This is a genomic window from Siccirubricoccus phaeus (assembly GCF_008360935.1).
GTDB lineage: Bacteria > Pseudomonadota > Alphaproteobacteria > Acetobacterales > Acetobacteraceae > Siccirubricoccus > Siccirubricoccus phaeus.
Genome location: NZ_SRXO01000027.1, coordinates 41,173 through 59,877, shown reverse-complemented (window position 1 = coordinate 59,877; position 18,705 = coordinate 41,173). Strand labels below are relative to the sequence as shown.

The window sequence follows — 18,705 nt, the reverse complement described above, 5'->3', positions numbered from 1 at the left end:
AGCGGGCCCTCGCGGGTCGGCAGCCCGGCGTGCCGGCATCCCATTCCAAGCCGCTGTACAGGAGCTGACGAGGCGAGGCGTCCCATCTCGGGCCTCCTGAGATCGGCGCCCCCGCTGCCTTGTCTTCGACGGATGCCTGCCGAGGCCGGCACCGCGGTCAGGCCGCGCAGCCTGCCCGGTCCAAGATCATGAAATGAACCAAGCGTGGGACGACCCACCGAGGAGAGGAACCGAGCGCGATGACGGACAAGACCTCACCCGCCAAGGATATCTTGACCCGCATGGGCGTGGACCGCAGGACGCTGCTGGCGGCGGCCGCTACGGGCGCTGCCCTGGCCACAGCCTCCCTTCCCGCCTCTGCGCAACGCGCGCAATTCCGGTTCCGCATGCAGTCCTTCCTGGGCGCAGGCACAGTGGAGTGGGAGCGGCTGGTCCCGCGCTTCATCCAGCGCGTGAACCAGATGTCGGGCGGGCGCATCCAGATCACGCCCTTCCCGCCAGGCGCTCTGGTGCCGACCTTCGACATGCTGGACGCGGTCGGCCGCCGCGTCGTCGACATAGGCTATGGCTCGCAGCTCTACTGGCGTGGCCGCTTTCCCTTCACCCAGTGGAGCTGGGGCGTGCCCTTCGCGTTCAGGAGCGTCGAGCAGTACGATTATCTCTGGTTCGAGGGCGGCATGACCGACCTGGTGCGGGAGGCCTTCACCACCGTCGGCGTGCAATTCCTCGGGCCGGTCTATTCGGATGACTGGGGCAGCACCATCTCCCGCCGTCCCATACGCCGGCTGGAAGATTTCCGCGGCATGAAGGTCCGCACCGGCGGCATCGCCGGCGAGATCTGGAAGAATTTCGGCGCCTCCATCGTGACCATCCCGGGCGAGGAGATGTACACGGCCATGTCCACCGGCGTCATCGATGCCGCCAATTGGGGCTCGCCCTACGGCATGATGGCGGCGAAACTGCATGAGGTCGGCAAATTCTATACCGGCCCGTCGCTGATTCACGCCGACGCCGAGGACATGTTCATGAACAAGGCGGCCTTCGACGCGCTGCCGAAGGACCTGCAGGATGTCATGACGCTCGCAGTGCGCGTCTATGCGCTGGAGCGCTACGCCTTCGCCATCGGAGAGTCGGCGCGGGCCTTCGACAAGCTGAAGGCCGCTGGAGTGGAGATCATCGTCCTGCCGCCTGAAGACGTGCAACGCATCCGCACCATGTCGGATGAGCTGCTGCCGCGCCTGGCCGGCGATGACGACTACACCAAGCGCGCCCTGAAGATCATCAACGACACCCGGACGCTCCTGGCGCAGCGGCCAGCCGATTTCTGATGCCTCCCCGGCGGGACTCATGCCCCGCCGGTCCAGCCATTCACGAAATCGGAGGTTGCAGGAATGCGGGCAATCGCAGGGGCCGTGCGCGCCATCGACACCGTCAATCTGTGGATCGGCCGCGTGGTCGCGCTGCTCATCCTCGTGCTTACCATCCTCATCACCTATGAGGTGACGCTGCGCTATGGCTTTTCGGCCCCCACCGTCTGGGGTACCGAGCTGTCGACCTACCTCTTCGCCACTTTCATCCTGCTCGGTGGCGGCTTCGCCTTGCTGCATGGCGACCATGTCCGCATGGACGTGGTGTATTCCCGGTTCTCACCGCGCGGACGCGCCATCCTCGACATTCTGACCGCGCCCTTCGCCTTGCTCTATTGCGCCGTGCTTGTCATCGAAGGGAGCGCGATGGTCGCCGAGGCCATGGCGAGCGGGCGGCGTACCTCGACGGACTGGGCTGCGCTGCTCTGGCCATGGCTGTTGGCATTGCCGGTTGGCGCCGGTCTGCTCACGCTCCAGGTCCTGGCGAATTTGGTCCGCGATGCGGTGCGGGCGACCCTGGGGCGGGAGCTGAGCTGATGGGTATCGAGTTCGAGACCGTCCTCCTTTTCGGCGTCTTCCTGGTGCTCATGGTGGCGGGGCTGCCGCTCGTCTTCGCACTCGGGGCGGCGGCGGTGATCGGCACCTATTTCCTTTGGGGGCCTTCGGCGCTGCATCTGGCTGCGATCCGCGCCTTCGCGGCGGCGAACAGCTTCGTGCTGCTGGCCATCCCGCTGTTCATCTTCATGGGCTGCATGCTGGAGCGCTCCGGCATCGCGCGCGGCCTTTATGAGCTGATGCATAAATGGCTTGGCGGGGTGCGGGGCGGGCTCGCCGTAGGCACTGTTATCGTCTGCGCGATCTTCGCGGCGATGGTCGGCGTCTCAGGCGCGGCGACCGTGACCATGGCCGTGGTCGCCTTGCCCTCCATGCTGAACTACGGCTACAGCAAGCATCTGACAGTTGGCACCATTGCGGCGGGTGGTGCCCTCGGCGTTCTCATCCCGCCGAGCGTGCTGTTCATCGTGCTCGGCCTTTATACCAATACCTCCGTAGGCAAGCTGTTTCTCGGCGGGCTGCCGGCCGGCCTGATCCTGGTCACTCTGTTCGTGCTCTACTCGCTCATCGCCTGTCACCTCAGGCCAGCGATGGGTCCCGCCTTGCCGCCGGAGGAGCGGGCAAGCTGGGGGGAGAAGATCAGGTCCCTGAAAGCCGTCGGGTTCCCCCTGCTCCTCATCACCCTGGTTCTCGGCAGCCTGCTCATCGGCCTTGCCACGCCATCGGAAGCCGCGGGCATCGGCGCGCTGGGCGCAATGTTGTGCGCTGCGGCCAACCGCAGCCTGGACTGGAAGGCCGTTTCGGACGCGGCGCAGACGACCTTGCGGCTCTCGGCAATGGTCATGTGGATCGTCTTCGCGGCCAATTTGTTCACCGCCCTGTACACGGCGATCGGGGCGGAGGATCTGGTGCGAGATGCGCTCTCCATCATGCCGGGCGGGCGGTGGGGCGTCGTCATCGGCATGCAGATGGTCTGGTTCCTGATGGGGTGCTTCCTCGACCCGCTCGGCATCATGATCATCACGGCGCCCTTGTTCTTCCCGATCATCGTAAGCCTTGGCTTCGATCCGATCTGGTTCGGCGTGCTGTTTGTGGTGAATATGGAGATGGCGTTCCTGACGCCGCCCTTCGGCTTCAACCTGTTCTATATGCGGAGCTGCGTGCCTCCCAGCATCTCGATGGGAGACATTTATCGAGCTGTCATACCCTTCATTCTGCTTCAGGCAGTTGGGCTGGCGATCATGATGGTGTTCCCCGAGCTGATCACCTGGCTGCCTAATGCCTTGCTTTAGCCTGTGATCGGCCTGAGCGTGCACAGCGGAGATGGGCACGCTCAGGCCGTGAAGCGCCGGCTCAGATATGTTGGACCGTATCGGCTGACACAGTCAGGCCGAACGGTCCAGGTCAGCGGCCCGAAGCCGCAGGCCCGAACTCGCCGCCTGGTCTGGCGGCATTGCTGACCTTGCTCCGCTTGTAGGCTTCAGCTTGACTCGGTCTCTCTCTATGACCGTTCGCTCCCGGCCTCTCTCGCCACGCCGTCCGATCAGGGTGCCGGCCGGCGCATCCCCCGCCCAGCCATTTTCAATCGTCCAGGAAGCTGGCGAATGCCTCCACCGGCTCACGCGGCGATCGCAATTGGTTGGCCGGTGCCTCTGGATCCGCCATTCCCAGCGCCATCCCGCACACCACGATCTCTTCCTCTGGCACATTCAGGAGCCGGCGGATGATTGCGTGATAGCTCTTGAACGCGGCCTGCGGGCAGGTGTCCAGGCCGCGGCCCTGGGCAGCGATCATGACATTCTGCATGAACATGCCCAGGTCGAGCCAGCTACCGTAGCCCAGCGACCGATCCAGGGTGAAGATCATGCCAACCGGGGCGCCGAAGAAATCGTAGTTCTTGCGGTGCTGCCGCGCCATTGCCTCCCGGTCGCCTTTGGCAATGCCGAGACGCCCGTAGAGCGCCCAGCCGATCTGTCGGCGCCGGTCGATATAGGGCGAGCGCCATTCCCGCGGATAGTAGGCATACTCCGCCTCCGGCTCTTCGCCGCGAGCATGGGACGCGGAGATCTCAGCCGACAGCCGGTCGCGCGCCGCGCCCGTCACCACATACACCCGCCAGGGCTGGGTGTTGGTCATGCTCGGGGCACGGCTGGCCACCGCCAGGATCTCCCGTATCGTCGTGGCCGCAACCGGATCAGGCAGAAAACCCCGAACGCTCCGGCGCGACGTGATGGCCAGGTCGACTATTCGCGCAACGGCCGGCTCCGCCGCGGGGAAGGGCTGCATCGCTAGACCTCGGCCATGTCGTCCACGGCATGTCCTCGCTTCGGCACCAGCATCGTGCGCTCGAAGGTCATGAAGACGGTGCCGTCGGCCTTCTTCCCCGTCGTCCTGACGGTGACGATCCCCTGGGTCGGGCGCTTCGCCGACTCGCGCTTGGACAGAACCTCCGACTCGGCATAGAGCGTATCGCCGATGAAGACCGGCGCGGTCAGGCGGATGTCGTTCCAGCCGAGATTGCCGATCGCTTTCTGGCTGAGATCGCTGACGCTCATCCCCACGACAATGGACAAGGTGAGGCAACTGTTCACCAGCGGCCGCTTGAACTCGGATTTGGCGGCGAAGGCGAAGTCGAAGTGCAGCGGATGGGTGTTCATCGTCAGCAGGGTGAACCAGGTATTGTCCGCCTCCGATATGGTCCGGCCAGGCCGGTGTTCATAGACATCGCCCGGCTCGAAATCCTCGTAGTAGCGGCCGAAGCTTTCCCGCCAACGCTGCGGTCCAACCTGCTTCGCGATACCCACCATGATCCTTCTCCGGTGCCGAATCTTGCGTGATCTAGCGACGGGAGGCAGTGCCCGTCGCAAGGGCGCTGCGCAACTCTTCCGTATGCTCGCCAAGCAGCGGCTCCCGCAGGCGAGGCTGCGGCGGCTCTTCGCGGAAGCGTATGGCCGGGGCGATGTGGCGGCGCCCAGTCTCGTCCGTCAGGACCATCCCGCGCGCCAGCAGGTTGGGATCCCTGAAGGCTTCGGGCAGCGTGTTCACCGGCGCAAAGCACACATCCAGGCCACCCAGCCAGTCCAGCCAATCCTGCAGGTCCCGCTGGCGAAAGGTCTCCTGCAGGAAGTCCACCACCGGCTGCTGATGCGTGCCCGGTCCCCGGGCGCAGAGCGCCTCAAGGTCCGGCCGACCGAGTGCTCGCAGGAGAGCGTGTACGAATTTTTCTTCCTGCCCTGCAAGAACGAGCTGCCGGCCATCTCGCGTATAGTAGATGCGATAGAAGGCGGATCCGCCGGTGGTCCGTTCCTGCTTGACGATGGGTTGGCGATCCGCCGCGAAGGTCGGGCCCACGACATTGGCGCAGGCCGCCACCAGCGCGTCATGCATGGCAAGGTCGAGATAGTCGCCGCGGCCCGTGCTGGTGCGCCGGAGCAGCGCCATCAGCACGCCGGAAAGGCCCTGCAGGGCGCTGATGATGTCGGCGGTCGGGATGCCGGGGATCGCCGGCCTTCCATCCTCGCCGAGGGTCAGGCCCAGCACGCCGCTCACTGCTTCCAATGCCAGGTCGTGCGCCGGCCGGCCGCGATAGGGACCGTCCTGGCCGAAGGCGCTGATGGAGACGTAGACCACGCCTGGATTGCGGGCACTGACCTGCGCATAGCCGACGCCGAGCCGCGCCGCGACGCCGGGGCGGAAGGACTCGACCATGACATCGGCGGTGTCGCACAGGTGGAGCAGCGCATCCCTGTCAACCTCCTGCTTCAGGTCGAGGACCAGGCTCTTCTTGCCGCGATTGGTGTTGCGGAAGAAGACGCTGGTCCGCCCGTCCGGCGGCCCGATGCGCCGGCCCGGATCGCCTTCGCCGGGCGGCTCGACCTTGATCACCTCGGCGCCATGGTCGGCCAGCGCCATGGTCAGGTAGGGCCCCGGCAGGAACCAGGAGAGGTCGACAACGCGGAGACCAGCGAGCTTCATGCGGCGCCGCCGGCCGGCGTGGCCGGCTCCTCCTGCTGCAGCAACGCAGCATTGTCGGCGCCGAGCGATGCACAGGCCGATTGCCCGGGGCGGACACCGTTGAACTTCAGCGGGTTCGCCAGCACCTGCATCTCCGGCTTCGCCGGATGCGGGACGCTGCGCACCAGGCCGTTCGCGCGGACGAAGCTGCTGTCGAGCGCCTCCGGCAGGTCATGGACCGGGGCAACCGGTAGCTGTCCTCCCAGGATCTGGAGCCAGCGTCCGGTGGGCGCCTTGCGCAGTTCGGCATCGAGTATTGCCGTCAGCGCAGCGCGATTGTCGCGCCGCGCCCCGAAGCTGGCGAAGCGCGGATCCTCCGGCAGGTCCGGCCGCCCGATCCCGTCGCAGAAGACGCGCCAGAATTTCTCCGTCATGCACATGACGAAGATCCACCCATCCGCGGTCGGGAAGGTCTGCACCGGCACGAGCGATAGGTGGGAGCTGCGGGAGAGGCGGCGCGACGCGTCTCCCTCGTTCAGATACCACATGGCGGGATAGGAGAGCTGGTGCATGGCCACGTCGAACAGGCAGGTGTCCACGTCGCAGCCGATGCCGCTCTGCCTGGCCTGCAGCACCGCGCTCAGCAGGCCGATCATGCCGGTCATGCCGGTCATCGTATCGACCAGGGAGGCGCCGACCCGCGCCGGTGGCCCGTCCGGCTCGCCGGTCAGGCTCATCAGGCCGGTCTCGGCCTGCATCAGGTAGTCATAGCCCGGCCAGGCGGCGCGCTCATTGTCCCGGCCATAGGCGGAGATATGCAGGCAGACCAAGGCGGGATTCACCCGCTTCAGCGCCAGGTAGTCAAGGCCGAGCCGGCCAGGGAGATTGCCGCGCAGATTGTTCACCACGGCATCGGCCCTGCGCACCAGCGCCTCGAATTGCCGGCGCCCCTCGGGCGATTTGATGTCGAGCGTGACGCTCCGCTTGCCGAGATTCCAGGCCTGGAAATACTGGCTGTCGGCGGGGCCCAGCATATGCGGCCCGACATGCCGCGCGGGATCGCCGCCCGTCTCGGCATTCTCGATCTTGATCACCTCCGCGCCGAGCTCGGCGAGGAGCATGGTGCCATAGGGCGCCGCGCCGAATTGCTCGATGCTGACGACCCGCATGCCCTGCAGCGGCTTCACGACGCGGGATTCCGCTTGATGAGCTGGCGGGCGATGATGATGCGCTGCATCTCGTTGGTTCCCTCCCCGATGCAGGTGAGCGGCGCATCGCGGTAGAGCCGCTCGATGTCGAATTCCTTGGAATAGCCATAGGCGCCGTGGATGCGCATCGATTCGATGCTGTTCTCCAGCGCCGCCTCGGAAGCGAAGTATTTCGCCATCCCGGCCTCCATGTCGCAGCGCTCGCCGCGGTCGAAGGCGGCGGCGGCGTCGAGCGTCAGCAGCCGGGCGGCGCGGGCGCGGGTTGCCATTTCGCCGAGCTTCAACTGGATCGCCTGGTGCTCGCAGATCGGCTTGCCGAAGGTCTTGCGGATCTGGGCGTATTCGGTGGCCAGCTGCAGCGCGCCCTCGGCGATGCCGACGCCGCGCGAGGCGACGTTGATGCGGCCCAGCTCGAGCCCGCCGGTCGCCTGGTAGAAGCCCTGGCCCTCGACGCCGCCGATCAGGTGGTCGGCCGAGATGCGGTAATCCTCGAAGATCAGCTCGCCGCTGTCGATCGACTTGTAGCCGAGCTTCTCCAGCTTGCGGCCGACCCGGAAGCCGGCCTGCTTGGGGGCGATGAACAGGCTCATGCCCTTGTGGCGCTGCGCGGCATGCGGGTCGGTCTTGACCAGCAGGGCCACGCAATTGCCCTCGATGCCGTTGGAGATCCAGGTCTTCACCCCGTTGATGACATAGTGGTCGCCATCGCGCCGCGCCGTCATGCGGATGGCCTGCAGGTCGGTGCCCGCATCCGGTTCGGTCAGCGCCAGCCCACCGCGGACCTCGCCGGTCGCCAGGCGCGGCAGCCAGGCCTGCTTCTGTGCTTCGGTGCCGAATTTCTCGATCGCCAGCGCCAGCATCAGATGCGAGTTGAAGATGCCGGTGATCGACATCCAGACCGCGGCGATCCGCATGACGATCTCGGCATAGAGGCGTGCCGGCAGGCCGAGGCCGCCATAGCCCTGCCCGATCGTCGCGCCGAACAGGCCGAGCTCCTTCATCTGCTCGACGATGGGCGTCGGGTAGCGGTCGGCGTGGTCGTAGGCCTTGACGACCGGCTTCACCTCGCGCTCGAGCCAGCGGTCGATGGCCAGGATGAGCTGCGCCGCATCGCGTTCGTCCAACTCATGGTGCCTGGTGACCAGGTTCATGGCGGCAAGCCCTCCTTCGGCCTGGCCATTGCTATTGCATGGAGGTATTGTACGTACAAGTCATATTTGAGCGGACAGAAGCGGCGCTGCGCAGGCTGCCCGGACTCGCCGATGCTTGACATCGGCCCGAGAACCACCCAAACGCAGCCGCTTGTTCTGACAAATCCGGAACGGCATGGCGCCGTGGAGAGATGCCGCGGATGGGCGAGCGCAGCGCAGGCAAGGAGCGGGCGGTCGGCGGCGACACGCCGCCCCTGTACCGCACGGTCATCGACGCGCTGCGGCAGGAGATCCTCGCCGGGACCTACGCCATCGGCGACAGGCTGCCGACCGAGGATGCGCTCTGCCGCCGCTTCGGCTGCAGCCGGCACACCATCCGCGAGGCCCTGCGGCAGCTTCGGGAGGAGGGGCTGGTGGCCTCGCGCCAGGGCGCCGGCACGACGGTCCTTCGCCGCGGCGCCGCGCCGCCGCTCTACACCTCCTCGGTTTCCTCCGTGGAGGAATTGCTGCAATACGCGACCGAGGCCCGCTACGAGGTCGACAAGAGCGGGCTCGTCGTGGCGGATGCCCTGCTGGCCGCGCGGATCGGCTGCCGGGTTGGCCAGCGCTGGCTCCGCGTCGAGGGCTTCCGCACCGTCGCCGGGCAGGACGCGCCGATCTGCTGGACCGAGGTGTTCGTTCTCTCGGACTATGCCGGCATTGCGCTGATGATCGGCCGCAAGCCCGGCACTATCTACTCCTGGATCGAGGAGATGTACGGCGTGCGCATCGGCGAGGTGCAGCAGGTGCTGCGTGCGGAGCCGATGCCGGAGGCCCTGACCGCCGAGCTCGGCTGTCAGCCCGGCAGCATGGCGATCAACGTCCGCCGTTCCTATCGCCTGGTCGGCGGCGAGCTGGTGGAGGTCGCCTTCAACCTCCATCCAGCCGACCGCTTCACCTATGAGGTGACGCTCCGGCGGCAAGGCTGAGCGCCGCCTACTGTACCTCGATCCTCGCATCCCGCACCACGCGCCGCCAGCGGGTCAGCTCCGCCGCGATCAGCTCCCGGAACCGGGCGGCCGGCTCAGGGGGCGCGACCTCAACATTCTGCGCGGCGAAGCGTTCGGCGATGGCGGGCTCGGCGAGCAGCTTGCCGAGCTCCCGGTTCCAGTACTCGACGATTTCGGGCGGCGTTGCCGCGGCGCCGAGCAGGCCGGTCCAGGCGCGAACCTCCATGCCGGCGATCTCCGGCACGCCGAGCTCCGAGACAGCCGGGATCTCCGGCGCCAGGGGGGAACGGCGCTGCTGCATCACCGCAAGGGCACGCACCTGCCCGCCGCGGGCCTGGGGCAGGGCGGTGCTCATGGCGTCGATCATCAGGGCAACGCGGCCGCTGGCGACATCCATCAGCGCGGCGCCGCTGCCGCGATAGGGCACGGTCTCCATGCGCGTGCCGGTCTGCAGCATGAATTGCTCCGAGGCGAGATGCGTCACCGTGCCGCTGCCGGGCGTGGCCATGGCGTAGCGCCCTGCCGGTGCCGCGCGGAGCACCTGTACGACATCAGCGAGGGTCTTTGCCGGGAAATCGGGGCTGCAGACCAGCAGGTAGCCGGTCCAGCCCATCAGCAGGATCGGCGCGAGGTCGCGCAGCGGATCGTAGCCGGGGTTGGCGGTGAGAACGGGGTTCACCGCGATGGGCGATACGGAGCTCAGCAGCAGGGTGTAGCCATCCGGCGGCGCCTGCATCACGGCGCGGATGGCGATGCCGCCGCTGGCGCCGGCCCGGTTGTCGACAACCCAGCTATGGCCCAGGCGCCGCTGGATCTCCTCGGCTGCCAGCCGTGCCGTGAGATCGGCCAGGTTGCCTGGCGGGAAGGGAATGATGAGGCGCACCGGCCGCGTCGGATAATCCTGCGCCAAGGCCGGGGAGGCGAGGCTGGCGGCGGCGAGCAACCCGGCAATGACGCGTCGACGTCCGGCCGCCGGAGCCGCTGCATGGCGCGGCGGGTCCTCCGTCCTGGGTTCCCTGTGCACTTGCTCCTCCCTTCTCCGCGTTCCGGCGCGCATTCAGAGTGCAGGATATTTGTACGGTCAAGTTGGAATTGATCGGTTCCGGTTGATCGCCACACCGGTGTGGGATGGGGTGCGACATCCGGATCATGGCCCTGATCGGCGGAGATCCAGCGTTCCGCCCCCGCTTCACCCTTGACGAAGCTTCGGCAACTCATCCAGTGTGTCCGGACAAATGGATGAGACGATGCAGCCAGATACGACCCCGCAGGACGGAGCGGCACGCGGACCGTTGGCGGGCATCCGTGTCCTCGATCTCGCCACCTTCATCGCCGCACCCTATGCCGCCACGCTGATGGCCGAGTTCGGCGCCGATGTGGTGAAGGTGGAACTGCCCGGCAGCGGCGACCCGACCCGGCGCTTCGGCAGCATGACGAGCTGCGGCGACAGCCTGCCCTGGCTGAGCGAAGCGCGGAACAAGCGCTCCATCACGCTCGATCTCCGCACGGCGGCGGGGGCTGCCACCCTGAAGCGCCTCGTCGCCGTGGCCGATGTGGTTTGCGAGAATTTCCAGCCCGGCACGCTCGAATCCTGGGGGCTGGGCTGGGACATGCTGCGGGAGATCAATCCGCGCCTCGTCATGCTGCGCGTCTCCGGCTATGGCCAGACCGGTCCGTATAGCGGGCGGCCGGGCTTCGGGCGCATCGCCAACGCCTTCGGCGGCATCTCCTTCCTCGCCGGCGACCCTGAAGGGCCGCCGGTCACCCCCGGCTCCGCGACGCTCGCCGATTACATGTCGGGCCTCTACGGCGCGGTCGGCGTGCTGATGGCGTTGCGGGCGCGCGACACTGCGGGGGCGGCCGGCCAGGTGGTGGATATCGGCCTCTACGAAAGCGTCTTCCGGATCCTCGACGAACTCGCCCCTGCCTATGACCTGCTCGGCAAGGTGCGGCAGCGCATGGGCGCGGCGACCGTGAACGTCGTGCCGCACAGCCATTACCCGAGCGGCGACGGGCACTGGATCGCCATCGCCTGCACCAGCGACAAGATCTTCGCCAGGCTCTGCGCGGCCATGGGCCGGCCTGAACTGGCCGGGCCGGACCGCTTCGCCAGCATCGCGCAGCGCGAGGCGGCGCGGGCGGAGGTCGACGGCATCGTCACCGACTGGACCCGCGGCATGACGCGCGATGCGGTGCTCGCGGCCTGCGAACAAGCCCAGGTGCCTTGCGGGCCGGTCTATGCCATCGACGAGATCTTCGCGGATCCTCACTACGCGGCCCGCGGCAATATCGCGCAGGTCTTCGAGCCGCGCCTGGGCCGCAGCCTGGCGGTGCCGGCACCGGTGCCGCGACTCACCGGAACGCCCGGCGCCATTCGCTGGCTGGGGCCGTCCCTCGGCGCGCAGGCCGCCGAGATCCTGTCGGAGTGGCTGGGCGAGAAGCCGGCATGACGAGCGGACCGAACCGGACCTTCCTCTTCGCCCCGGGCGACCATGCACGACGCGTCGAGAAGGCGCTGACGATGGATGCCGACGCCGTCATCCTCGACCTCGAGGATGCCGTGGCGCTCTCCGCCAAGGAAGCGACGCGGGAGCTGGTCGTGGTGGCGCTCCGAAAGCCGCGGCGCGGACGTGCCTATGTCCGCGTGAACGGCTTTGCCACGCCGTTCTGCTTCGGGGACCTGCAGGCCGTGATCGGCCCCTGGTTGGACGGCATCGTGCTGCCGATGCTGGAGGAGCCGGGCCAGCTTATCGCCGTGGACTGGGCGATGACGGCGCTGGAGCGGCAGCACGGCCTGGCGGAGCGCAGCCTGGACCTGATGCCGATCATCGAGACGGGGCGCGGCCTGGCCGGGTGCCGGGCGCTGGCTGCGGCCGCCGCGGCGCTCGGCGGCAGGGTGAGGCGGCTCGCCTTCGGGGCGGGTGACTACACGCTGGATCTCGGCATCACCTGGACCTCCGACGAAGCCGAACTGGCCCCTGCCCGGAGCGAGGTGGTGCTGGCGAGCCGCTGCGCCGGCCTGGAGGCGCCCATCGATACCGTCTTCGCCAGCCTGCAGGAGCCGGAGGCCTTCGCCCGTTCCTGCCGGTGCGGCGCTGCGCTGGGGTTCCAGGGCAAGCTCTGCATCCATCCCGACCAGCTTTCGGTTGCCAATGCCGCCTTCGGCCCGGCCGCGGGCGAGGTGGAATGGGCCCGGCGGATCGTCGCCGCTTTCGCCGAGGCGGAGGCAAAAGGTGTGGCTTCCATCCAGATCGACGGCCGCTTCGTGGACTACCCGATCGCCGCGCGGGCCCGGCGCATCGTTGAACTCGCCGAACTGATTGCGTCCGCCGAGAGCCCCGTTCTGCCCTGAGGCCGGTGCGCCCGCCGAGGCCATGGCGTGGCCCGGCCCGTCGCTGGCTGCATGGCCCGATGGCGGCAACCCGGGCCAGGCGCGCGAGGCTGGTAGCACGGACCGGATCGTCCATGGCCTTCATCGTGGCCAGCCGGTGTCGCGCCATGCCTGGACAGGCATCCGAATCCGCCGGGCGGAAACGCGCAGCCTCCGAAGGGGCGGAGCCAGAGCGCGGCCCGGCCGGGGATGCAGCCGCAGTGCCGGCTCGTCGCTAGAGCAGATCGCCGGAGGGCGGCATCGCCCGGAGGCGTGAATCTGCTCTACAATCCATAAGCTAGAGCGGTTTCGCGCTGCACAGTCAGCGTGAAACCGCTCTAGGGGGCCTCGGAGGCCAGCCCGTCAGAACCGCGCAGCGGCATAGGGTGCCGGGTCGATGGGCGGCGCCACGCCGGCGATCATGCGGGCCACCAGCTTCCCCGAGGGCGGGCCCGCCGTCATGCCGAAATGGCCGTGGCCGAAGCAGAGGAACAGGCCCGGATGCCCCGGCGCCGGCCCCAGCACCGGCAGGCTGTCCGGGAAGGACGGGCGGAAGCCCATCCAGAGCCGCGCCGGCCCCGTGCGCAGGTCCGGGAAAAGGCGCTTCGCCTGGGTCTCCAGCAGCGCGGCGCGGCGCTCGTCGGGCGGCGCTTCCAGCCCGGCGATCTCCACCGTGCCGGCGGCGCGCAACCCATCCTCCATCGGCGTCAGGCCGAAGCCGCGGCTCTTCTGCATGATGGGCAGGCGCAGCTCGATGGAGGGCGCGGGGAGGTGCGCGTGGTAGCCGCGCTCCGTCTCCAGCGGCAGCTTCAGGCCGAGCGGCGCCAGCAGCGCGCCGGCGAAGGCGCCGCCGGCCAGCACCACGGAGTCCGCCGCGTGGTTGCCGGTGTTGCTCAGCACCATCCAGCGCTGGCCGGGGCAGGGGACCAGCTTCATCGCCCGCTCCGGCAGGATGCGCCCGCCCTCGGCGAGGAACAGCTCCGCCAGGCTGCGCACCGCGCGGGGGGGCTGACGAGATGGCCATTGCCCGGCACCAGCAGCCCGCGCGTGATGTCGCGCGCGATGCCGGGGAAGAGCTGGCGCAGCTCCTCCGGCCCCAGCTTCTCCGCCCGGATGCCATGGCGTTCGCGCAGCGCCGCCTCCACGCGCTGGCTGGCAGTGTCCTCCGTGCCCTCCCAGACCTGCACCTGGCCGGTGCGGCGCATCAGCTCGCGCGCCAGGGGCTCGCCCAGCAGCTCCCGCCAGCACTCCAGGGAGGGGCCGTGCAGGGCGCGCAGTGCGTTGGAGATCTGCTCCACCCGCGCCAGCCGGCTTTCCCCCACCCAGCGCAGCAGCCAGGGCAGGGCGCGTGGCAGGTAGGCGTGGCGCACCGTCAGCGGGCCCAGCGGGTCGCGCAGCCAGCCCGGCACCTTGCGCAGCATGCCGGGCAGGGCGATGGGCACCACCGTCTCCGGGCTCAGCAGCCCGGCATTGCCGAAGCTGGCGCCGCCGGCGGGGCCGAGCGGGTCCAGCACCGTCACGGCGAACCCCTCCCGGCGGAGGTAGAGCGCCGTCGCCAGCCCGGCCACGCCGGCGCCGATGACGAGCACGGCCTGTGCCTCAGCCACCGATGAGGAGCCCCGGCGGGGCGCCGGTGAGGATCTCCGGCCCGGTCTCCGTCACCAGCACCGTCTCGCTGAGCGCGGCGCCGCCGGCCGAGGCATAGACGTGGAAGACCATCCCCGCCTCCAGCGGCCAATGCGCCTCCGGGTGGAGGATGCGGGTGAAGTCGCTGGTGCGTGGCGTCTGCGGCGCGTAGAGGCCGAGCGTGTAGCCGGTGATGTTGTCGTAGCTGGCGCGCAGCCCGGCCTGGACCACGCCCTGGCGGAGGATGGCATCCACCTCCGCCGCGAGGACGCCGGGGCGCATGGCGGCGATCTGCTGCGCCTGCAGCGCGGCCAGCGTCTCGGCCGCCTGGGCGCGGGCGGGTTCCGGCGGGCCGATGGAGACGCAGCGCATGATGCGCGCGCTGTACCATTCGATGCGCGGCGTCAGCTCGATATGCACCACGCCGCCGGGGCGGAGCGGCGCGTCCTCCAGATGGCCGTGCAGGAAGTCCCAACCGGTGACGGCGGTGATGGGGCCGGGGGCGGAGGGATCGGCGCCCAGCTCCATGAAGCACTCCATGGCGGCGCGCGCCACCTCCCGCTGGGTGCTGCCGGGGCGGCAGGCGGCGGCGGCGCGGGCGAGGGCGGCATCGGCGATGCCGGCGGCGCGGCGCAGCAGGGCGATCTCGGCCGGAGACTTCACCAGCCGCAGCTCGTTCGCCAGTGGGCCGAGATCGACCAGCCGCGCCCCGGGCAGGGCGGCGGCGAGGGCGGCATGGCGGTTGACGGAAAGAGCATAGGAATTGAGATCGAGCCCGATCGCCGCCTCCGCCAGGCCGCGCCGGGCGAGGGCGGCGGCCAGCGCCGGCACCGGGTCCTCCCAGTCCCGGTAGGGGATCACCTCCACCCCCGCGGCGCGCTCCCGGCAAACCGCGGCGTCCAGGGCACGGATCAGGATGAAGGGCTCGCCGATCAGCGGCACCACCAGGCAGCGCCAGCGGTTCAGCGAGGAGCCATAGCCGGAGAGCCAGGCCATGGCCTCGATCTCGTCGAACAGCGCGGCGGCGACGCCGCGCGCGGCCAGGGCGCCGCGCAGCCGGGCGAGGCGGGCGGCGAATTCCTCTTGCGGGAAGATGGGGTGGGGCATCAGGGGTTCAGCAGGTTCTCTCGCAGGGTGCGGCCCCGGTATTCCTTGCGGAAGATGCCGCGGCGCTGCAGCTCCGGAACCACCAGCTTACAGAAATCCTCGAACATGCGGGGGAAAACGGTGGGCCAGATGATGAAGCCGTCGCAGGCCCCGGCGAGGAACCAGTCCTCGAGCTGGTCGGCGATCACCTTCGGGGTGCCGACCAGAAGGTCGCGCGGCTTGCTGGCCGCCTTCTCGAAGCTGATCCCTTCCTGCTCCATCACCTGGAGCACCCGGTCCACCGAGCCGGTGATGCCCTGGTTGCCCTGGGCGGCCACCATCGCCTCCTTGGTCCGGGCCTTGGAAAGATCGGCGCCGAGCAGGGAGGAGTTCAGCATGAGCTGCGCCTCCGGGTCGATCAGCGACTGGAGGTATTGGTGCTTCTCCTCGGCGATGCTCGCCGTCTCCCCCACCACCATGGCGAAGGAGGGCAGCACCTTGCAGTGCTCCGGCGGCCGGCCGTACTTCGTCATGCGGGACTTGATGTCGTCATGGAAGGCGATGGCGTCGGCCTTGCTGTTGGGGGTGCAGAAGATCATCTCCGCCCAGCGCGCGGCGAATTCCCGGCCGCGGTCGGAGGCGCCGGCCTGCAGGAAGACCGGCCGGGTCTGTGGGCTGCGCGGGATGGTCAGCGGGCCGCGGGTCTTGACGTAGCGGCCCTCGAAATTGGCGTAGCGGACCTTCTTCGGGTCGATGAAGACGCCGCTCTCGCGGTCCATGACGAAGGCGTCCTCGTCCCAGCACTCCCAGAGGGCGATGCAGGCTTCCAGCACCTCGTCGGCGCGCTCGTAGCGCAGATCCTTGGGCGGGATGCCGTCCATGCCGAAATTGCGGGCTTCGAGGTTGGTGGCGGAGGTGACGACGTTCCAGGCGGCGCGGCCGCCCGTCAGCATGTCCAGCGAGGCGAGGGTGCGGGCCAGCCAGTAGGGATTCATGAAGGTGGTGGAGAGGGTGGCGCCGAGGCCGAGATACTTCGTCACCCGCGCCATGATCGGCAGGATCATCAGCGGGTCGAGATAGGTGATCTGCCCGCCATAGCGCAGATAGGCGTTGAAATTGCCGCCATGGATATCGGGCAGCCCGAAGGTGTCGGCGTAGAAGCCGGCATCGATGCAGCCATGCTCCAGCACCCGCGCCAGGTGCTCGTAGCGCTCCGGCGCGAAGATGTCGTCGAGGTCCGAATCCGGGTGCCGCCAGGCGCCGGGATGGTTCGCGGTCGGCCCGGTCTTGAGGTAGGCGACCAGGTTCATGCGGCGGGGTGCGGTCACGGCACGGGTTCCTCGGGTTCGGAATAGGAGCCTACGGAGATCGCGCGGGCCTTCACCAGCGCGATCAGCAGGTCGAGCGTCGGGGTCGGCACCCCGGCCAGGCGGGCCAGCGCCTGCGGGCCGCCGAACATCGGGTCGAATTCGATGGGCGCGCCGCGCGCCAGATCCTGCACGACGCTGCTCTTGTGGCCCTGGGAGCGGGCGCGGCCGAGCAGCGCCTCGGCATCCAGCGGGCTGGGGTGGCCGAGGGCGGCGGCCACGGCGCCGACCTCCGCCACCACGCGGCGCACCGCATCGGCGACGGCCGGGTCGGAATAGATCGCCCTGGGCGGGCTGTCGGCGAGGCAGCCGAACAGGCCGGAGCAGATATTGGTCTGCAGCTTGGACCAGATGCGGGCGCGGATGTTCGGCTCCGCCGTCACGGTGAAATCCGTGTCGCGCAGCAGCGCGGCCAGCGCCTCGGCGCGGGCGGTGGTGCCGGCGGGTTCGCCCAGGTGCAGCGCCGTCTGGGCGGTCTCGATATGCACCACCCCCGGCCGCTCGATATCGCAGGAGGCGAAGATGACGCCATGCAGGGCGCGCTCCGGCCCGACGGTGCGCCACATGATGTCGCCGGGGTCGATGCGCGGCAGGCGCTGCCCCTCATGCGGGCCGCCATGGGCATGGAAATACCACCAGGGCAGGCCGTTCATGACGAAGCAGACCGGCGTCTCCTGCCCCAGCAGCGTCGCCAGGCCCGGGGCGATGGCGGGCAGCGCCGGCGCCTTCACCGTGACCAGCACCATGTCCTGCGGACCGAGCGCGGCGGGATCCTCGGCGACCTCGACCCTGGCGTGGAGGTGCTTCGCCGGCGTGTGCACGGTGACGCCCTCGGCGGCGATGGCGGCGAAGGTTGCGCCGCGCGCCACCATGGACACCGTGGCGCCGCCCTGGTGCAGCCGCCCCGCGAGATAGCAGCCGACCGCGCCGGCACCGTAGATGCAGACCTTCATGTGATGCGAATCCCCCGCGCCTTGATGATGCCGCCCCATTTCGCCGTGTCCTCCGCCATGTGGCGGGCCAGCGTCGCGGGGTCTCCGCTCAGCGGAATGAAGCCGGCATGGGTGAGCATGGCCTGCGTGGCGGGCAGCGCCATCCAGCCCTGCATCGCCTCCGCGAGCCTCGCCTGGATCGGCGCCGGCACGCCGGCGGGGGCGACCATCGCCCAATAGGTCGCGCTCTCGAAGCCGGGCACGCCGGCCTCGTCCAGGGTCGGGATCTCGGCCAGCAGCGGGTGGCGCTGGCGGCTGGTGACGGCGAGCGCGCGGATATTGCCGGCGGGCAGCAGGGTCCGCACCAAGGCGGCTTCCATGAAATTCACCTGCACCTCTCCGGCCGCGATCGCCTGGCTGGCCGGCGCCCCGCCGCGATAGGGCACGTGCAGCATCTTCGTGCCCGTCATCGCCATGAAGAGCTCGGTCGCAAGATGGCTGGTGAAGCCGATGCCGGCGGTGGCGAAGGCCAGCTTCTCCGGCTCCCGCCGCAGCAGCGCCAGGAATTCCGCCAGGGTGGCGGCGGGAACGGTACGATGCAGGACGAGGAAGCTCGGCGCCTCGGCGATCAGCGCGATGGGGGCGAAGGCCGTCGCATTGTCATAGGGCATCGGGTAGAGGTGCGGCGCGATGCTGTAGGTGCTGTTGCTGTACACCACCAGCGTATGGCCATCCGGCCGCGTGCGCAGCGCATACTCCAGCGCGATGGTGCCGCCGGCGCCGGTGCGGTTGTCGATGACGAAGGGCTGGCCGAACGCCGCCTGCAGATGCTGCGCCAGGGGGCGGGCGATGACGTCGCCCGGGCCGCCCGGCGCCGTGGGCATGACGAAGGTGACAGGGCGGTTCGGCCAGGCGTCCTGGGCGCGGGCCAGGCGCGGCGCGGCCAGGCCGGGCGCAAGCATCCCGGGCACTGCCAGGGCGGCGGTGCGGAACAGGGAGCGGCGGGCGGCAGAGCGCATGCGGCACCTCGCGCAGACGCACCCGTGCCGCAGCACGCATGCGCCCGGTTGCGGCGCCCCCTCTGACCGTCGCGGCCCTGG

18 protein-coding genes are annotated in these 18,705 nt (G+C 69.1%); 6 read left to right on the top strand and 12 right to left on the bottom strand.

The window, feature by feature from the left end; all coding sequences use genetic code 11:
• Positions 1 to 386 precede the first annotated feature (386 nt).
• From dctP to E5N76_RS25925, 3 genes are all read left to right on the top strand, one after another.
• Positions 387 to 1,328, top strand: coding sequence for a TRAP transporter substrate-binding protein DctP (dctP, locus tag E5N76_RS25935; RefSeq protein ID WP_187830411.1), 942 nt, complete (start codon positions 387 to 389; stop codon positions 1,326 to 1,328).
• Positions 1,329 to 1,412: 84 nt separating this feature from the next.
• Positions 1,413 to 1,904, top strand: coding sequence for a TRAP transporter small permease subunit (locus E5N76_RS25930; protein ID WP_187830410.1), 492 nt, complete (start codon positions 1,413 to 1,415; stop codon positions 1,902 to 1,904).
• Positions 1,904 to 3,214 (top strand): TRAP transporter large permease, encoded by a 1,311-nt coding sequence (locus tag E5N76_RS25925; protein WP_149540652.1) that lies wholly within the window; start codon positions 1,904 to 1,906, stop codon positions 3,212 to 3,214. The genes E5N76_RS25930 and E5N76_RS25925 overlap by 1 nt, the downstream gene beginning before the upstream one ends.
• A 289-nt stretch (positions 3,215 to 3,503) precedes the next feature.
• Here E5N76_RS25925 and E5N76_RS25920 read toward each other — a convergent pair whose 3' ends face one another.
• From E5N76_RS25920 to E5N76_RS25900, 5 genes are read right to left on the bottom strand one after another with little or no spacing between them, the layout of a single operon-like run.
• Positions 3,504 to 4,208, bottom strand: a complete 705-nt coding sequence (locus tag E5N76_RS25920; protein ID WP_149540650.1) for a nitroreductase — start codon at positions 4,206 to 4,208, stop codon at positions 3,504 to 3,506.
• Between the two features lie 2 nt (positions 4,209 to 4,210).
• The gene (locus E5N76_RS25915; protein WP_149540648.1) at positions 4,211 to 4,729 is read right to left on the bottom strand and encodes a MaoC family dehydratase; all 519 of its coding nucleotides are present in this window, start codon (positions 4,727 to 4,729) and stop codon (positions 4,211 to 4,213) included.
• 31 nt (positions 4,730 to 4,760) lie between these two features.
• Entirely contained in the window at positions 4,761 to 5,897 is a 1,137-nt protein-coding gene (locus E5N76_RS25910; RefSeq protein ID WP_149540646.1) for a CaiB/BaiF CoA transferase family protein, read from the bottom strand.
• Positions 5,894 to 7,063: a CaiB/BaiF CoA transferase family protein gene (locus E5N76_RS25905; RefSeq protein WP_149540644.1), complete on the bottom strand. Its 1,170-nt coding sequence runs from the start codon at positions 7,061 to 7,063 to the stop codon at positions 5,894 to 5,896. Before E5N76_RS25905 ends, E5N76_RS25910 begins: the two co-directional genes overlap by 4 nt.
• Positions 7,060 to 8,235 carry an acyl-CoA dehydrogenase family protein gene (locus E5N76_RS25900; protein WP_149540642.1) on the bottom strand — a complete coding sequence of 392 codons (1,176 nt, stop codon included), beginning with the start codon at positions 8,233 to 8,235 and terminating at the stop codon, positions 7,060 to 7,062. The genes E5N76_RS25905 and E5N76_RS25900 overlap by 4 nt, the downstream gene beginning before the upstream one ends.
• Before the next feature lie 200 nt (positions 8,236 to 8,435).
• Here E5N76_RS25900 and E5N76_RS25895 point away from each other — a divergent pair, with 200 nt between their 5' ends.
• Complete coding sequence (locus E5N76_RS25895) at positions 8,436 to 9,203, top strand: GntR family transcriptional regulator (RefSeq protein ID WP_187830409.1); 768 nt, start codon at positions 8,436 to 8,438, stop codon at positions 9,201 to 9,203.
• 7 nt (positions 9,204 to 9,210) lie between these two features.
• Here the strand turns inward: E5N76_RS25895 and E5N76_RS25890 are convergent, their stop codons facing one another.
• Positions 9,211 to 10,167 carry a Bug family tripartite tricarboxylate transporter substrate binding protein gene (locus tag E5N76_RS25890; RefSeq protein ID WP_187830408.1) on the bottom strand — a complete coding sequence of 319 codons (957 nt, stop codon included), beginning with the start codon at positions 10,165 to 10,167 and terminating at the stop codon, positions 9,211 to 9,213.
• A gap of 304 nt (positions 10,168 to 10,471) precedes the next feature.
• Here E5N76_RS25890 and E5N76_RS25885 point away from each other — a divergent pair, with 304 nt between their 5' ends.
• Together E5N76_RS25885 and E5N76_RS25880 are read left to right on the top strand one after the other, a co-directional pair.
• A complete protein-coding gene (locus E5N76_RS25885; RefSeq protein WP_207792117.1) occupies positions 10,472 to 11,674 on the top strand; it encodes a CaiB/BaiF CoA transferase family protein in 1,203 nt (400 codons plus the stop codon).
• Positions 11,671 to 12,576, top strand: a complete 906-nt coding sequence (locus E5N76_RS25880) for an HpcH/HpaI aldolase/citrate lyase family protein (protein WP_149540634.1) — start codon at positions 11,671 to 11,673, stop codon at positions 12,574 to 12,576. Before E5N76_RS25885 ends, E5N76_RS25880 begins: the two co-directional genes overlap by 4 nt.
• Before the next feature lie 381 nt (positions 12,577 to 12,957).
• Here E5N76_RS25880 and E5N76_RS31175 read toward each other — a convergent pair whose 3' ends face one another.
• The 6 genes from E5N76_RS31175 to E5N76_RS25855 are packed head-to-tail and all read right to left on the bottom strand — an operon-like array spanning position 12,958 to position 18,624.
• Positions 12,958 to 13,590, bottom strand: coding sequence for an NAD(P)/FAD-dependent oxidoreductase (locus tag E5N76_RS31175; RefSeq protein WP_207792116.1), 633 nt, complete (start codon positions 13,588 to 13,590; stop codon positions 12,958 to 12,960).
• Positions 13,527 to 14,201: an NAD(P)/FAD-dependent oxidoreductase gene (locus tag E5N76_RS31170; RefSeq protein ID WP_207792115.1), complete on the bottom strand. Its 675-nt coding sequence runs from the start codon at positions 14,199 to 14,201 to the stop codon at positions 13,527 to 13,529. The genes E5N76_RS31175 and E5N76_RS31170 overlap by 64 nt, the downstream gene beginning before the upstream one ends.
• Positions 14,194 to 15,327 carry a M24 family metallopeptidase gene (locus tag E5N76_RS25870; RefSeq protein ID WP_149540632.1) on the bottom strand — a complete coding sequence of 378 codons (1,134 nt, stop codon included), beginning with the start codon at positions 15,325 to 15,327 and terminating at the stop codon, positions 14,194 to 14,196. Before E5N76_RS25870 ends, E5N76_RS31170 begins: the two co-directional genes overlap by 8 nt.
• A complete protein-coding gene (locus E5N76_RS25865; protein WP_235907888.1) occupies positions 15,327 to 16,634 on the bottom strand; it encodes an LLM class flavin-dependent oxidoreductase in 1,308 nt (435 codons plus the stop codon). Before E5N76_RS25865 ends, E5N76_RS25870 begins: the two co-directional genes overlap by 1 nt.
• Positions 16,631 to 17,626, bottom strand: a complete 996-nt coding sequence (locus E5N76_RS25860) for a ketopantoate reductase family protein (RefSeq protein ID WP_187830407.1) — start codon at positions 17,624 to 17,626, stop codon at positions 16,631 to 16,633. Before E5N76_RS25860 ends, E5N76_RS25865 begins: the two co-directional genes overlap by 4 nt.
• Entirely contained in the window at positions 17,623 to 18,624 is a 1,002-nt protein-coding gene (locus E5N76_RS25855; protein ID WP_149540629.1) for a Bug family tripartite tricarboxylate transporter substrate binding protein, read from the bottom strand. The genes E5N76_RS25860 and E5N76_RS25855 overlap by 4 nt, the downstream gene beginning before the upstream one ends.
• Positions 18,625 to 18,705 lie beyond the last annotated feature (81 nt).